Genomic DNA, 15,711 nt, shown 5'->3' on the forward strand with positions numbered 1-15,711 from the left:
GAGGTTCACGATTCGGCCGCCTCTCGCAGGGCGTCGAGGAGAAAGCCCAGATCCCGCCGCTGCGCGTCGTCGAGTGTTGCGAACATCGTGGGCGCGATCGCGGGGTCGGCGATGACCGAATCGACGATCCGACGACCCTCATCGGTGATGGTGACCACCTTGTATCGCCGATCCGTGGGATGCGGCTCTCGCGTGACGAGTCCGCGATCGACGAGGTCGTTGACGATGCCGCTGGTCGCGGGCGCGTCGATGCCGAGTCGTCTGGCCAGGTCGCTCTGGGTCATGTCGCGCACGGCGATCCGGCGCAGTGCACGAAATCGACTGAAGGGCATGTCGACCCGGGCATCGATCCGGGCGCGCGACTCCACCGCGTGGTCACGGACCAGGCTGTTCATCGCGAACCACAGTTCCGTGGCCGTCGGCGTGGCCACCGTGTGCGCGCGGTGTCGCGAATCAGTTGTACGCATACAACGATTGTATGCGTACAACTGTCTGTCGCGCCACCTCACCTGGGCGGGCGGAGATCGGCGATGATCAGATCATGTGTTGAAGTACTTGGCCTCCGGGTGATGCAGCACGAACGCATCGGTCGACTGCTCGGGATGCAGCTGCAGTTCCTCCGACAGCACCACACCGATCCGCTCCGGCTCGAGCAACTCCATCATCTTGGCGCGATCGTCGAGATCCGGGCATGCGCCGTAGCCGAACGAGAAGCGCGCGCCGCGGTATTCGAGGTCGAAGAAGCCCTGCGCGTTCTCGGGGTCCTCTCCGGCGAACGACGTTCCCGCGACCGTCAACTCACTTCGCACGCGCTGGTGCCAGTACTCCGCCAGCGCTTCGGTCAGCTGGACGCCGATGCCGTGCACCTCGAGATAATCGCGGTAGGCGTCCTCTGCGAACAGCTTGTTCGCGAAGTCCGCGATCGGCTGGCCCATGGTGACCAGCTGGAACGGGAGCACGTCCACCGTGCCGGCGGCCTGCGCCTGCTCGCGCGACATGATGAAGTCGGCGACACAGAGGAATCGGGACCTCTGCTGGCGTGGGAAGTCGAAACTGTGGCGGACCTCGGCATCCGGCCGCGGCTCGGCGAGGACATGGACCGTGTCGCCCTCGCTGACCGCCGGGAAATAGCCGTAGACGACGGCGACATGCGCCAGGATGCCCTCGGTCGCGAGGCGATCGATCCAATAGCGCAGTCGCGGGCGGCCCTCGGACTCGACGAGCTCCTCGTACGACGGTCCTTCTCCCCCGCGGACGCCGCGCAGGCCCCACTGCCCGAGGAACAGCGCGCGTTCGTCGAGGAGCTGGAGATAGTCGGCCACCGGCACACCCTTGACGATGCGCGTCCCCCAGAACGGCGGCGACGGGATCGCGTTGTCGGCGGCCACATCCGATCGCGCCGGGACCTCGACGGGGGTCTCGGCGGCCTTGCGCTTCTCGGCGATCCGGCGTGAGCGTTCGTGCCGCGCCTTGCGCTCCTCGACCTTCTTCCGTGCGGCAATCGCCTCCGGGCTGTTCGGATCCGGCCCCTCACCCCGTTTGGTCGCCATGATCTCGTCCATCAGTCGCAGACCTTCGAAAGCGTCGCGCGCGTAGTGGACATCACCGTCGTACGTCTCGGACAGATCGTTCTCGACATAAGTCCGGGTGAGTGCAGCACCACCGAGCAACACCGGGAAGCTGGACGCCACTCCGCGCGAATTGATCTCCTCGAGGTTCTCCTTCATCACCACAGTCGATTTGACGAGCAGTCCCGACATGCCGATGACGTCGGCCCGCTTGTCCTCGGCGGCCTCGAGGATGGTGTTGATCGGTTGCTTGATACCGAGGTTGACCACCTCGTACCCGTTGTTGGACAGGATGATGTCGACGAGATTCTTACCGATGTCGTGGACGTCACCCTTGACCGTCGCCAGCACGATGCGGCCCTTGCCGTCCTCGCCGGTGGCTTCCATGTGTGGTTCCAGATGCGCGACAGCGGTTTTCATCACCTCGGCAGACTGCAGCACGAACGGAAGCTGCATCTGTCCCGAACCGAAGAGCTCGCCGACGGTCTTCATGCCCGAGAGCAACGTCTCGTTGATGATCTCCAGCGGCGGCTTCTCGGTCATCGCCGCGTCCAGGTCCTCCTCGAGGCCGTTGCGCTCACCGTCGACGATGCGTCGCTCCAGACGATCGAACAACGGGAGTTTCGCGAGCTCGGCCGCACGGGATTCGCGCGCCGACGCCGCCGACACCCCTTCGAACAGCTGCATCAGCTTCTGCAGCGGGTCGTAACCCGGGTCGTCGTCCCCCCTCGCCCCGCTCGGCCGCCGACGGTCGTAGACGAGATCGAGTGCGACCTCGCGATGCTCCTCCGGGATCCGCGCCATCGGCAGGATCTTCGACGCATGGACGATCGCGGTGTCGAGGCCGGCCTGCACACATTCGTGCAGGAACACCGAGTTCAGCACCTGCCGAGCAGCCGGATTCAGGCCGAAGGAAATGTTGGAGATACCCAGCGTGAAGTGCACGTCGGGGTGAGCCTCGTGCAACCGGCGGATGGCTTCGATGGTCTCGATGCCGTCGCGCCGAACCTCTTCCTGCCCTGTCGAGATCGGGAAGGTGAGGGCATCGATGATGATGTCCTCCTCGGACAGACCCCAGTTCTCGGTGATGTCTGTGATCAACCGTTCCGCGATCCGGACCTTCCAGTCCGCGGTCCGCGCCTGCCCTTCCTCGTCGATGGTCAGCGCCACGACGGCGGCACCGTGCTCCACGACGAGCTGCATGATGCGGGTGAACCGCGAGTCGGGTCCGTCGCCGTCCTCATAGTTGACCGAGTTGACCGCACAGCGTCCGCCGAGTGCCTCCAAACCGGCCTTGATGACGGCAGGCTCGGTGGAGTCGAGCATGATCGGCAGCGTCGATGACGTGGCGAATCGGCTCGCCAGTGCGGTCATGTCGACGGCGCCGTCGCGACCCACGTAATCGACGTTGAGGTCGAGCATGTGCGCGCCGTCGCGCGTCTGATCCTTGGCGATGTCGAGGCACTTCTGGTAGTCCTCGGCGATCATCGCCTCACGAAATGCCTTGGAGCCGTTGGTGTTGGTCCGCTCACCGATGACCAGGAAGCTCGCGTCCTGGTCGAAGGGCACCGCACTGTAGAGCGACGACGTCTCCGCGATGTGCTCCGGCTCGCGGTGTGCCGCGGTCACCTCGGACACGCGTTCGGCGACCTGCCGGATGTGTTCGGGTGTGGTCCCGCAGCAGCCGCCCACGAATGCCAGTCCGAAGTCGGAGACGAAATCTCCCAGGGCGGTGGCCAACTCGTCAGGCTGCAGGGGGTACTCCGCACCGTTGGCACCCAGCACCGGCAGTCCGGCATTCGGCATGACCGACACAGGAATCCGTGCGTGCTTCGACAGGTACCGGAGGTGTTCGCTCATCTCGGCGGGTCCGGTCGCGCAGTTCAACCCGATCATGTCGACGCCGAGCGGCTCGATGGCCGTGAGTGCCGCACCGATCTCCGAGCCGAGCAACATGGTGCCGGTGGTCTCCACGGTCACGTGGCTGATGATCGGGATCGACCGTCCGAGATCGTTCATGGCGCGGCGGGCCGCCACGATCGCGGCCTTCACCTGCAGGAGATCTTGCGAGGTCTCCACCAGGATGGCATCCGCACCGCCGTCGAGCATGCCGGCGACGCACTCGTAGTAGGCGTCGCGGATCACCGCGAAGGTCGTGTGGCCGAGGCTGGGCAGTTTGGTGCCCGGTCCGATCGAGCCGAGCACGAATCGCGCCGTCCCGTCGGCCGACGGCCCCATCTCGTCGGCCACGCCCCTGGCGATGCCCGTGCCTTTGTACGACAGTTCGCGGATGCGGTCGGCGATGTCGTAGTCACCGAGGTTCGAGAGGTTGCAGCCGAACGTGTTGGTCTCGACGGCGTCCGCGCCGGCCTCGAAATAGGCACGGTGGATGGCGGCCAGGACATCGGGGCGGGTGTCGTTGAGGATCTCGTTGCAGCCCTCGAGACCGTTGAAGTCGTCGAGTGTGAGATCGGCGGCCTGCAGCATGGTGCCCATGGCCCCGTCGCCGATCAGCACTCGACGCGACATCGCCGTGAGGAATGTCGTGTCGTAGGCGGCCGGGTCATTGGTGCGGGTCGACATGGTTGTCAGCGTAGTTCGCCCTCTCTCGGGGTTCGGTCGTAGGCTGGTTCAGTGAACGCTGAGCAGAGGTCGAACCTTCCCCAGCTGCGCAAGCCCATCCTGTTGGCCGCCTTCGAGGGGTGGAACGACGCGGGGGACGCTGCCAGCAGCGCGATCGAGCATCTGGCACTCACCTGGGATGCCGTTCCGCTGGTCGACATCGACTCCGACGACTACTACGACTTCCAGGTGAACCGACCCACGGTCAAGCAGATCGACGGGGTCACCCGACGGATCGACTGGCCCACCACGTCCATTTCCTATTGCACCCCCCAAGGTGCGGACCGTGACATCGTACTTGTTCGCGGCATCGAGCCGAACATGCGCTGGCGGGCGTTCTGCGCCGAGATCGTGGACCTTGCGCGTGCGCTGGACGTGGAGACGACCGTCATGCTCGGTGCGCTCCTCGCCGACACGCCACACACGCGGCCGGTCCCGGTGACCGGCACGGCGTACAGCAGCGAGTCCGCAGCGCAGTTCAACCTCGCCGAGAGCCGCTACGAGGGTCCGACCGGGATCACCGGGGTTCTCCAGGATCTGTTCGTCCAGGCTGGGCTGCCGGCCGTGTCGTTCTGGGCCGCGGTCCCCCACTACGTCTCGACTCCCCCGAACCCGAAGGCGACGGTGGCGCTGCTGAACCGTGTCGAGGAGGTGCTCGACGTGGAGGTACCGCTTGCGACGTTGCCCGAGCAGGCAGAGGAGTGGGAACGCGCGGTCACCGAGATGACCGAGGACGACGAGGAGATCGCCGACTACGTCCGCGGGCTGGAAGAGCGCGGTGACGCCGAACTCGAGGCCGACGACGTGATGGCCAAGATCGACGGGGATGCCCTGGCCGCCGAGTTCGAGCGGTACCTCAAGCGCCGTGGACCGGGCGGGACGGGACGCGGTCAGGGGTCGTTCGGGAGCTGAGCGGGGGGTCTCGATACACCTCCTCGCTGCGCTCGTCGGCTACTCGACCGACGGACCGGTCGAGTACTCGCGAACGATCGTGAGGGCGGATGCCTTCTGCCGGTCGAGTGGCCGCGAACGATCGTGAGGGCGGATGCCTTCTGCCGGTCGAGTAGCCGCGAACGAAGTGAGTGGCGTATCGAGACCCGACAGCCCTGTCAGCCGATCCTCTCGATGGACACGACCGGCGTGGTGATCCGCCAGGTGCGTACGTCCGGGTCGTCGGCGGCCCGCACCCAGAACTGCGCGGATTCGCCGATGCGGCAGGATTTCACACCGAGAAGCGGGATGTCCTCGGAGTCACGACGCAGCCGGCTGACGGCCCACTCGTCGCTGTCCGTGCCACCGACCCCTGGCGCCCGGAGCAACGTCATGTCGTCGAAGTCGAGCAGGTAGGTGGATGTGCGGGTCACCACCGTCCACACCCCGGCAGTGGTGTCGGGATCGATTTGCTGAGCGCGTGCCACGAAAGAACTGTACCCACCCGGATTCCGGCGTTCGCGACGACATCGGGCTGGTGTGGCGCCGACGCGCGATGCTACGACAGCGCGACGCCGAGCAGCGCGTCGACGGCCTGCTCGATCTCGGCGGGCGCACCGGCAGACGCTCCGATCCCCTCCGCCACATCGCGACACCATGCGTCGACCGCGGCCAGCGCCTTCGGCGTATCGAGATCGTCGGCCAGGTGCTGACGGACACGCGCGATCACGGGTGCGGCATCCGGCCCCGCTGGTGCCGATGTCGCGGTGCGCCAACGCTGCAGACGCTCACGGGCCGCGTCGAGAACCGCGTCGGTCCACATCCGGTCCGCTCGATAGTGATCGGCGAGCAGGGCAAGCCGGATCGCGGCCGGATCCACACCGTCACGTCGCAGACCGGAGACGAACACGAGATTGCCGCGGCTCTTCGACATCTTCTCGCCGTCGAGGCCGACCATGCCGGTGTGCACGTAGTGGCGGGCGAAACGTCGCGAATCGGTGAGTGCCTCGCCATGAGCGGCCGAGAACTCGTGATGGGGAAGATGAGATCGTTGCCGCCGCCCTGGATGTCGAACTCGACGCCGAGGCGGTTCAGTGCGATCGCCGAGCACTCGATGTGCCATCCGGGCCGACCCGGCCCCTGCGGCGACTCCCACGACGGCTCCCCCGGCCGCGCGGCGCGCCACAACAGCGCATCGAGCGGATCCCGTTTCCCGGCTCGATCGGGATCACCGCCGCGCTCGGCGAAGAACTTCTCCATCGTCGCGCGGTCGTACCCGGATTCGTAGCCGAACTGCTCGGTCGCGTCCGTGCGGAAGTACACGTCGGGGTACTCGACGTCATCGACGACATATGCCGCGCCCGAGGCCAACAGCTTGCCGACCACCTCGATGACCTCGTCGACCGATTCGATGGCGCCGATGTAGTCACGGGGCGGGAGCACGCGCAGCGCGGTCATGTCGTCGCGGAACAGCTGGGTCTCGCGCGCACCGAGGTCCTGCCAGTCGATCCCGTCGCGTTCGGCACGCTCGAAGAGCGGATCGTCGACGTCGGTCACGTTCTGCACGTAATGCACGTCGTGGCCGAGATCGCGCAGCACGCGGTTCACCAGATCGAATGTCACGTAGGTGGCGGCGTGCCCCAGGTGGGTCGCGTCGTAGGGGGTGATCCCGCAGACGTACATCGTCGCGGTCTCACCCGGACTGACCGGCCGAACCTGTGCGTCGGAGGTGTCATAGAGGCGGAGTGCCGGCCCGGTGCCCGGCACGGCCGGAAGGGCGGGGTCAGGCCATGACTGCATGTGTCCACTGTATTGCCCGGCTCGCCGGGCGCCCCGCCGGGATGGTCTGCCCGGCCGCGTGGCCCCCGTTCCCGGTCAGAACGGCGGCCACGGAATCGGCCGGTGGCCTGGCGGGTGCGGCATCGTCTCATGCGCGACGAGTTCACCGGCCCGGACCGCCATCGCGAGGATCTCGTCGTCGGTGATGTGGCCGGCGAGCTCGGTGGCGAGCGGATGGTCTGTCGAGGTCAGATGTTCGACGAGCTCGGCGAGGTCGGCCAGCAGATGGGCGGGGATCGGTTCGCCCGCCCATCCCCAGAGGACGGTGCGCAGCTTGTCGTCGGTGTGCAGGCAGATCCCGTGGTCGACCCCGTAGACCCCGCCGTCGAGGCCTTCGAGGACGTGTCCGCCCTTCCGGTCGGCATTGTTCAGCACGATGTCGAGGACTGCCATGCGCTGCAGACGCGGGTCGTCGGCGTGGACGAGGACGACCGGCTCCCCGAAACCGTCGAGCGCCCGCAGGATCGCCTTGTAGCCGGACGGCACCGTGTCGGCCGGACAGAGGTCGACGAGGTCGACCCGCGGTGTCGGGAGGTCGGCGACGGCACCCACCCTCGACGGCGGCTCGTCGTTCTCGGCGGTCACCACCCACCGCTGCACCATGCCCGGGCCCAACGGCCCGTCGCGATGGATCGTGGTCGGGATGACCGACCAGCCCAGCGCCTCCGACACCAGAAACGACGACACCTCGCGACCGGCGAGCGTGCCGTCGGGAAAGTCCCACAGCGGCACCTCGCCACGTACCGGCTTGTAGACGCAGCGCACCTCGATGTCCCCGAGGACGGCGTCGCAGACCAGCGTCGCATTGCTCGCCGACGGGATGCGTCCGATGATCACCAGCTCGCCGCTGCGGAGTGCCTCTGTCTCGGCTTCGACCTCCCGGGGAGCGTGCCGGTGCTCGGAAGGCCCGGGCGTCTCGGGGCCGGGCACGGAAGGTTCTCCGACGCTCACATCAGTCCTGCGGGTTCGGACCGGGATCGGAGTCGTCGTCCGGATCGGTCGGGTCCACGTCGAGATACCCCGCCTCGTCCTGGATCGTCAGGTTCCGGAACACCTCGGGATCGACGAAGTCCAACGACTTGCTGAGTTCGGCGTCGCGCTTGTAACCGTTGGTCCGGACGCACAGGTGACCGTCGGGATCGAGCGGTTCGTGGCAGAGCGGGCAGGGCTGTCGTCCCGCCGAGATCACCCGCGACGAGCGTGCGGCGAACTCGCGGGCCGCCTCGGTGGTGAGGAACACACGCACCGCGTCGGGCCCTTCGTCGGTGTCGTCGAGGACGACACTCTCGTCGAACTCTCCCTCGGTGATCGCGAGCAACTCCACCACCACTGCCTCGGACTCGGCGTCCCAGCCGAGGCCCATCGTGCCGACCCGGAACTCCGCGTCGACCGGCATCACCAGCGGGCTGAGATCGCCGACATGGTCACTCTCCGGAGGGATGTCCGTCCCGAATCTGCGGTGGATCTCGTCGAGCAGCGCACCGATGCGGTCGGCGAGGATCGCCACCTGCTGCTTCTCCAGCATGACGCTGACAATCCGCGTCTCGTGCACGGCCTGGAGGTAGAACGTTCGGTCGCCCGGCTGCCCGACCGTGCCGGCGACGAACCGATCCGGGGTCCGGAACACGTGTATCGCGCGAGACATCACACCTCCTTGGCTTGTTGGTCCATTATCCGCGTGCGAGGGGGTGACCGCAGCCTTGTCGCCACGATCGCGTCCGTCGATGCCGGTCGCACCTCCCAGCACAGCGTCCTCACCTGCGGCGTCGTCGGCGGATCCGTCACCCGTTGCGGACTTCTCGCGGTGTGGCACCGGCACCGAGAGGACGGCCGTGCTGTTGACGGTGTGCACATACGGGCGGGTCGGACCGTACCGGATGACGCTGATCGACGCTGGTTCGACGACGATGCGCTGGAACGAATCGAGATGCATTCCCATCGCGTCGGCGATGACCGCCTTGATCACGTCGCCGTGTGAACATGCCACCCAGACCCCGCTGCCGTCCTCGCCACCGTGCACCCGGTCGAGGTCGCGAATCGCCGCGACAGCGCGCGCCTGGACGCCCGCCAACCCCTCCCCACCGGGAATACCGCCGCAGACGGGTGCTGTTGCACCGTCTTCCAGAGTGGTTCGGAGACCAGCTCCTTGAGGGGACGATTCGTCCACTCCCCGTAGTCCACCTCCGCGAGCGCATCCACCACGAGTTCCGGGACGTCGCGTTCGGTATCGGCGTCGAACGCCGCGATCAGCGGGGCGACGGTCTGCGCGCAGCGATCCAACGGGGAACGCGCGACCGCGGCGATCTCGCTCATGCACACCCCGAGCCGGTCGATCAGGGCCGCGGCCTGTTCTCGTCCTTTGTCGTCGAGTGACACCCCGGGCGTCCGGCCGGCGAGCACCCCCGAGGTGTTGGCCGTGGAACGTCCGTGTCGCACCAGAATCACGGTCATGTCTCAACCATAGGCGCAGCCACCCGCACCGAACGCCTCGCCGGCCCCGCGTGGGTGCGCGATGGCGGCGTCACGTGGCGCTGATCACTCCCCGGCAAGCAGGCCCAGCACGGTGAGGCCCAGGATCACGCGGTACGCGCCGAACCAGTTCATCGAGTGCGCGCTGACGAAGCGCAGCAGCCAGGCAATCGACGCATAGCCGATCACGAAGGCGATGAGGGTCGCGACCAGCAGCTGCGGACCGGAGGCCTCCATGCCCTCGCCGCTGGGATCGAAGGCATCGGGGAGGCTGAACAGACCGGACGCGGTCACCGCCGGGATGGCGAGCAGGAACGAGAAGCGAAACGCCGCCTCGCGCTCGAGTCCCAGGAAGAGTCCGGCACTGGCGGTAGCGCCCGAACGCGAGACCCCGGGAACCAGCGCCAGACACTGCGCCAGACCCATCACCACGCCGTCACGCAACGTCAGTTGCTCCATCGAGCGTTCTTTGCGGCCGTACCGCTCGGCGAGCCAGATGACACCGGCGAACACGATCAGCACCGTCGCGACCAGCCAGAGATTTCGCCCGGAGGTCCGGATCTGGTCCTTGAAAAGAAAGCCGAGGACACCGATCGGGATGGTCGCGAAGATCACATACCAGCCGATGCGGTAATCGAGGCCGCGTGCCTCCCGGTCGGTCAGGCCGCGAAACCACGCCGCCACGATCCGCACGATGTCACGCGCGAAGTAGACGAGCACAGCGGCTTCGGTCCCGAGTTGTGTGACCGCGGTGAACGAAGCTCCGGCATCTCCTCCGAACATGATCTCCGAGGCGATTCGCAGATGGCCCGACGACGAGATCGGCAGGAACTCGGTGAGACCCTGGAGCGCGCCGAGCACGATCGACTGGGTCCACGTCATGGTGTCAGTCACGGCCCGAGATGCTACGTGGAAACCCGCTACGGCACCGCATCACGCACATCGGCGTTTCCCGGCATCCGACGCAGATCCGACGCGTCCCGCGGTCGCGACCCGACGCGTCCCGGATCGGTGTCGTGACGCAAGATGGTGACATGCACGTGCCCAGATCGCCGCGCCCCACCACCCTGTTCGCCGCGGTGCGCGGGTCCCGGCCACTGGCCGCCGTCGGCGTCGGGATCGCCACCGTCGTGCTCGTCGCGGGGTGTGGATCCTCCGGCGACACGTCTTCGACCCCGGACGTGCCGACCGTCACACCGGCGACCGCAGCACAATCTCCGCCCGGCCCGGCTGCCGCGCCTGCCGGCGTGGTGGTGCCGACACCGGCGAACAGCCGTGGGCTGGCCATCGACTCGGGCCGCCTCGCCGTGCTGGATCCCGCCGGGACCACGGTCCTGCGGTACGACGTCGACCAGATCACCGGTGCCCCGCAGCGTTCGACGACACCTCCGCTGACCCGCATCGTGGGTGACGGGGGTGGATCGTTTCTCGGCGTCGGGCCGGACGTCATCGCACGCGTTGCCGCCGATGGTGCGGTGACCACCACCCCGATCTCGGCCGCCGATCCAACCGCGGTGGCCCGCACCGCATCCGGTCAGGTGCTCGTCGGCACCGCCGATGGCCGGCTGCTGGTGTTCGATCGCGACCTGAGACCCGGCCGGGTCATCGACAAGTTCATCCGCGTCGATCAGATCACCGTGTCGCCGCCCGGCGCCGACCTCGCCGAGGAACAGGTCGTCGTCCTCGATCGTGCGCAGTCGTCGGTCACCCCGGTCACCCTGTCCGACGGAGACCTCGGCCCCGCGTTGCGAGCGGGCAACGGCGCGACCAACTCCACCGTCGACCGCTACGGGCGTGTGCTGGTGACCAACACGCGTGATGACGAACTCATCGGCTTCTTCGGCTCGCCGCTGGTCATGCGATTCCGGTATCCTGTGGCGGACGGTCCGTTCGCCGTAGACTACGACGACACCCACAACCTGGTGTGGATGTCGACGACCGCGAACAACGAGGTGGTGGCCTATGACCTGTCCGGTGGCGAACCAGCGGAGAGACATCGGTTCCCGGCTGTGGCCCAACCGGACAGCATCGCCGTCGACGACCGGTCCGGCACCGTGTACGTGCTGTCGGCCCGCGGCGGTCTGCAGATCGTCCCGCGCGACTACCGCCAGCGCGGAGTCCTTCCGGTTGCTCCGTCGGGCCGGTGACCATGTCGTCTAGCCAGAGCGCCGGCGGTCGCGCACCTCGCCACGGTCGCGCATCGTCGCGGCACGGATCCCGCCATCCCCGCGGATGGGAGGTGAGCTCGGACACCCACGAGTGTGTGCTCCTCAGCCTGCCTCCCGACGTGACCAGGATCAGTGCGTCGATGCGGTTGTCGATCGAGGCCGAGTTCGGTGGGTGGGAACTGAAGCGGGTCCGCCTCTACTCCGACGGGACGCGAAAAGTGCTGCTACGCCGCAAGAAGCCGCCGCGTCCCCGCCCGGCCGACGACGGTCTCGTCCGCCCCGCTTACCCCGACGAGGGGGCCACCGCGTGTTGAGCCGGATCAACGGGGTGATCTACCCGATCCTGTTGCGCCTGATGTTCCGGCTCTCGCCGGAGCGCATCCACGCGATCGCCTTCCGCGCCATCGCCGTCGTGGGCCGGACCCCGCTCCTGCGCCAGGCGGCCGCACGGTTGTTGGCCACCGACGACCCGGTACTCCGGCAACGGGTCTTCGGTGTCGACTTCCCCGCGCCCCTCGGCCTGGCCGCCGGATTCGACAAGAGCGCGTCGGCGGTGAACGCCTGGGGGCAGCTCGGATTCGGCTACGCCGAGATCGGGACCATCACCGGACAGGCCCAGCCCGGCAATCCCGCCCCGCGGCTCTTCCGACTGCCCGCCGACCGCGCACTCGTCAACCGGATGGGGTTCAACAACCCGGGATCCGATGCGGCCGCCCGGCATCTCGCGGGATTGCGACCCGGACCGGTGAGCATCCCGATCGGGGCGAACATCGGCAAGACGAAGGTCGTACCGGTCGAGGATGCCGTCGACGACTACCGGGTCAGCGCCCGCGCACTCGGACCGCTCGCCGACTTCGTGGTGGTCAACGTGAGCTCACCCAACACCCCGGGCCTCCGTGACCTCCAGGCCGTCGACTCGTTGCGACCGATCCTGACGGCGGTGCGCGACGAGGTCACCGTTCCGGTGCTGGTGAAGATCGCCCCCGATCTCGCCGACGCGGACATCGACGCCGTGGCCGATCTTGCCGTCGAACTCGGGCTCGCCGGGATCGTGGCGACCAACACGACCATCGAACGCGCGGGTCTGCGGACCCCTGCCCACGATGTCGCCGCGCTGGGCGCGGGCGGTCTGTCGGGCGCCCCGCTCGCCGATCGTTCACTGGCCGTTCTGCGACGACTCCACGCACGCGTCGGCGGGCGGGTCGCACTCGTCAGCGTCGGCGGGATCGAGACCGTCGACCAGGCCTGGGAGCGCATCATCTCAGGCGCCGATCTCCTGCAGGGCTATACGGGATTCATCTACGGCGGACCGTTGTGGGTCAAGCAGATACATGACGGCATCGCCGAACGAGTGCGCGCGGAAGGTTTTGCCTGCCTGGCCGACGCGGTGGGCTCCGCCGCCTCGTAGCCCTGACACGCGCACGTCCGCGTATGCCAGGGCCACCGGCGGGTCGGGGCCTCAGACGTCCTCGGACGCCTGCTCGTACGTGCCGGCGATGGTCGCGCGGGCGATCGCGTGCGAGAACAGATTGAACCCGAGGTAGGCGGGCGTCGCGCCGTCCGGCAGCCCGAGCGACTCGACGTCGACGGCGTGCACCACGACGAAGTAACGGTGCGGACCGTGACCGGGCGGCGGCGCCGCCCCGATGAACCGCTTCTGCCCGGCGTCGTTGGCCAGGGTCACGGCGCCGGACGGCAGCCCGCTGCCGGTGTCGTCGCCGGCGCCGGCCGGAAGCGAGGTCACCGACACCGGGATGTCGGCGACCGCCCAGTGCCAGAATCCCGACGCCGTCGGTGCATCCGGGTCGTATACGGTGACCGCGAAACTCTTGGTCTCCGAAGGAAATCCGGACCAGGTCAGGTCCGGCGACAGATCTTCGCCACCGGCGCCCATGATCCCGCTCACCTGCTCGTTGCGAAGCGAACCGCCGTCGGCGATGCTCTCCGACGTCAGGGCGAAGCCGGGCAGTGTGGGTAGCGGATCGTACGGGTTGAACGGCATCAGAACACCTTTCTCGGGTCAGCGCAGGACAGGTCCGACGTTACGGACCCCAGTACATCAACTGTGTAGCAGAAAGTGCTCGAAGACCTTGGTTCCGAACACCACCGCGTCGACCGGTACGCGTTCGTCCACCCCGTGGAACAGCGCGGCGAAATCGAGATCGGGCGGGAGTTGGAGCGGCGCGAAACCGAAGCAGCGGATACCGAGCTTGGCGAACGCCTTCGCGTCGGTGCCGCCCGAGAGCATGTACGGAACCGTGGTCCCCTGCGGGTCGTGCGCGAGGATCGCATCGTTCATCGCGTCGACGAGATGGCCGTCGAACGTCGTCTCGTACGAATCGAGGTGCGTGATCCACTCGCGGGTCACGTTGGGGCCGATGAGTTCGTCGACCTCCTTCTCGAACGCGTCCTGACGGCCGGGCAGCACGCGGCAGTCGACGACGGCCTCCGCCTTCTGCGGGATCACGTTCGCTTTGTAGCCCGCCTTGAGCATCGTGGGGTTCGCGGTGTCACGAAGCGTCGCGCCGATGATCCGCGCCAGATTGCCGAGCTTGAACAATGTCGTGTCGAGGTCCGGGGCATCGGGCCGCAGATCCAGTCCGGTCTCGTCGGAGACCGTGGCGAGGAACTGACTCACGGATTCGGTCATCACCAGCGGGAAGGTGTGCCGGCCGAGGCGGGCAACGGCTTCGGCGACCTCCGTGACGGCGTTGTCGGAATGAAGGAACGAGCCGTGCCCCGCGGTGGCGTCCGCCGTCAGACGCATCCACGACAACCCCTTCTCGGCGGTCTCGACGAGATAGAGGCGGCGTTGCGTACCGTCGGGACGATCGACGGTGAGCGAGAAACCGCCCACCTCGCCCACTGCCTCGGTGACACTCTCGAAGAGGTCGGGACGATTCTGGACCAACCAGTGGGAGCCCCATGTCCCACCCGCCTCCTCATCGGCGAGGAAGGCGAACACGATCTCGCGCGGCGGCACTGTTCCGTCACGTTTGAACTGGCGTGCGAGCGCCAGCGCCATACCGACCATGTCCTTCATGTCGACCGCGCCACGTCCCCAGATGTAGCCGTCGGAAACGGTTCCGGAGAACGGGTGCACGCTCCAGTCCGCGGGCTCCGCCGGGACCACGTCGAGGTGGCCGTGGACGAGCAATGCTCCGCGATCGGAGTCCACCGGACCCGGGAGCCGGGCGAAGACGTTGCCCCGGCCGGGCCGGCCGGACTCCACATACTGTGTCGTGTATCCGACCTCCTCGAGCGTCCGCGCAACCCACTTCGCGCAGTCCTCTTCGCCTTTGGTGGTCTCCTCTTCGCCGGTGTTCGTCGTGTCGAACCGGATCAGGCTACTCACGATGTCGACCACTTCATCGACCGCGCGATCGGCCACAGGCTGGGAAGTCACCCCTCACTCCTACGGGATTTGGGATACACGGGCAACCTCGGTTAGGGTTATGCCCGCGCTACGAGAGGTCCGAGTGGCGGAATGGCAGACGCGCTAGCTTGAGGTGCTAGTGCCCTATTAACGGGCGTGGGGGTTCAAGTCCCCCTCGGACACAGAATCAGAACCCCGGCCGGGTGGCCGGGGTTCTTTTTTGTGCCCATCCGGCGCCATGACGAGAATGGCATTTCCATTATTGGAAACGTGGCTTATGCTTACGCAGAATCCATAGCCATCGACGTCGGAGGAAACGACATGCCCAAGGCGCTGGCGCCAGAGATCTCCACTTGGCCCGACCAGAATCCGCAGCTCATCGGCACCCGTTGTGCCACGTGCGAGTTCACCGCATTTCCCGCTCAGGACACCTGCCCCAAATGCAGCTCGCGCGACACGTCGGACGTGCGGTTGCCACGGAGCGGGACGCTGGTGGCGTGGACCGTGCAGGGGTTTCCTCCCGGCGCCCCGTACATCGGCGCCACGGGCAAGGACTTCGTCCCCTTCGGCGTCGGTCTGGTCCAACTCGACGACGTGGTGCGCGTGGAGGCACGGCTCACCGAGAACGACCCCGCAAAGCTGCAGTTCGGGCAGGCCGTCGAGCTCACCATGATCCCGTTCGCCACCGACGACGACGGTGACGAGATCTACACCTTCGCCTTCGCCCCGGCCTGACCCA

13 protein-coding genes, 1 tRNA gene and 2 pseudogenes are annotated in these 15,711 nt (G+C 67.3%); 6 read left to right on the plus strand and 10 right to left on the minus strand.

Annotated elements, in window-relative coordinates:
* Positions 1–5: 5 nt before the first annotated feature.
* Entirely contained in the window at positions 6–467 is a 462-nt protein-coding gene (locus tag GTV32_RS04560) for a MarR family transcriptional regulator (protein ID WP_161059125.1), read from the minus strand.
* A gap of 72 nt (positions 468–539) precedes the next feature.
* The gene (gene metH, locus GTV32_RS04565) at positions 540–4,151 is read right to left on the minus strand and encodes a methionine synthase (protein WP_161059126.1); all 3,612 of its coding nucleotides are present in this window, start codon (positions 4,149–4,151) and stop codon (positions 540–542) included.
* Positions 4,152–4,202: 51 nt separating this feature from the next.
* Here metH and GTV32_RS04570 point away from each other — a divergent pair, with 51 nt between their 5' ends.
* Complete coding sequence (locus GTV32_RS04570; protein ID WP_161059127.1) at positions 4,203–5,102, plus strand: PAC2 family protein; 900 nt, start codon at positions 4,203–4,205, stop codon at positions 5,100–5,102.
* Positions 5,103–5,299: 197 nt separating this feature from the next.
* On the opposite strand, the gene GTV32_RS04575 is transcribed toward GTV32_RS04570, so the two are convergent.
* The 6 genes and pseudogenes from GTV32_RS04575 to GTV32_RS04600 all read right to left on the minus strand — a co-directional run bounded on the left by GTV32_RS04575 (position 5,300) and on the right by GTV32_RS04600 (position 10,322).
* Positions 5,300–5,608, minus strand: a complete 309-nt coding sequence (locus GTV32_RS04575) for a hypothetical protein (RefSeq protein ID WP_161059128.1) — start codon at positions 5,606–5,608, stop codon at positions 5,300–5,302.
* A gap of 71 nt (positions 5,609–5,679) precedes the next feature.
* Positions 5,680–6,920, minus strand: a pseudogene (mshC, locus tag GTV32_RS04580) (cysteine--1-D-myo-inosityl 2-amino-2-deoxy-alpha-D-glucopyranoside ligase).
* 75 nt (positions 6,921–6,995) lie between these two features.
* Positions 6,996–7,910, minus strand: coding sequence for an SCO1664 family protein (locus GTV32_RS04585; RefSeq protein ID WP_343287210.1), 915 nt, complete (start codon positions 7,908–7,910; stop codon positions 6,996–6,998).
* A gap of 1 nt (position 7,911) precedes the next feature.
* Positions 7,912–8,604 (minus strand): DUF3090 domain-containing protein, encoded by a 693-nt coding sequence (locus GTV32_RS04590; protein WP_161062340.1) that lies wholly within the window; start codon positions 8,602–8,604, stop codon positions 7,912–7,914.
* 165 nt (positions 8,605–8,769) lie between these two features.
* A pseudogene (locus GTV32_RS04595) lies at positions 8,770–9,410 on the minus strand (MSMEG_4193 family putative phosphomutase); the annotation flags it as partial.
* An 84-nt stretch (positions 9,411–9,494) separates the two neighbouring features.
* Positions 9,495–10,322: an undecaprenyl-diphosphate phosphatase gene (locus GTV32_RS04600; protein WP_161059129.1), complete on the minus strand. Its 828-nt coding sequence runs from the start codon at positions 10,320–10,322 to the stop codon at positions 9,495–9,497.
* A gap of 140 nt (positions 10,323–10,462) precedes the next feature.
* Between GTV32_RS04600 and GTV32_RS04605 the strand changes: the two genes are divergently transcribed.
* Genes GTV32_RS04605 through GTV32_RS04615 form a run of 3 tightly spaced genes read left to right on the plus strand, consistent with a single transcriptional unit; the run spans position 10,463 to position 13,004 of the window.
* Positions 10,463–11,575 carry a hypothetical protein gene (locus GTV32_RS04605; protein WP_161059130.1) on the plus strand — a complete coding sequence of 371 codons (1,113 nt, stop codon included), beginning with the start codon at positions 10,463–10,465 and terminating at the stop codon, positions 11,573–11,575.
* Positions 11,576–11,577: 2 nt separating this feature from the next.
* Positions 11,578–11,910, plus strand: coding sequence for a DUF5703 family protein (locus GTV32_RS04610; RefSeq protein ID WP_237421696.1), 333 nt, complete (start codon positions 11,578–11,580; stop codon positions 11,908–11,910).
* A complete protein-coding gene (locus tag GTV32_RS04615; protein ID WP_161059131.1) occupies positions 11,904–13,004 on the plus strand; it encodes a quinone-dependent dihydroorotate dehydrogenase in 1,101 nt (366 codons plus the stop codon). The genes GTV32_RS04610 and GTV32_RS04615 overlap by 7 nt, the downstream gene beginning before the upstream one ends.
* A gap of 51 nt (positions 13,005–13,055) precedes the next feature.
* On the opposite strand, the gene GTV32_RS04620 is transcribed toward GTV32_RS04615, so the two are convergent.
* Together GTV32_RS04620 and GTV32_RS04625 are read right to left on the minus strand one after the other, a co-directional pair.
* On the minus strand, positions 13,056–13,601 hold the full coding sequence (locus GTV32_RS04620) for a YbhB/YbcL family Raf kinase inhibitor-like protein (protein ID WP_161062341.1): 546 nt from the start codon (positions 13,599–13,601) through the stop codon (positions 13,056–13,058).
* A 54-nt stretch (positions 13,602–13,655) separates the two neighbouring features.
* A complete protein-coding gene (locus GTV32_RS04625) occupies positions 13,656–15,002 on the minus strand; it encodes a M20/M25/M40 family metallo-hydrolase (RefSeq protein ID WP_343287211.1) in 1,347 nt (448 codons plus the stop codon).
* Positions 15,003–15,068: 66 nt separating this feature from the next.
* Between GTV32_RS04625 and GTV32_RS04630 the strand changes: the two genes are divergently transcribed.
* A tRNA-Leu gene (locus GTV32_RS04630) sits at positions 15,069–15,156 on the plus strand.
* Positions 15,157–15,293: 137 nt separating this feature from the next.
* Entirely contained in the window at positions 15,294–15,707 is a 414-nt protein-coding gene (locus tag GTV32_RS04635; protein ID WP_161062343.1) for an OB-fold domain-containing protein, read from the plus strand.
* Positions 15,708–15,711: the final 4 nt, after the last annotated feature.

The organism is Gordonia sp. SID5947 (assembly GCF_009862785.1).
In the GTDB taxonomy this organism is placed as follows: Bacteria; Actinomycetota; Actinomycetes; order Mycobacteriales; family Mycobacteriaceae; genus Gordonia.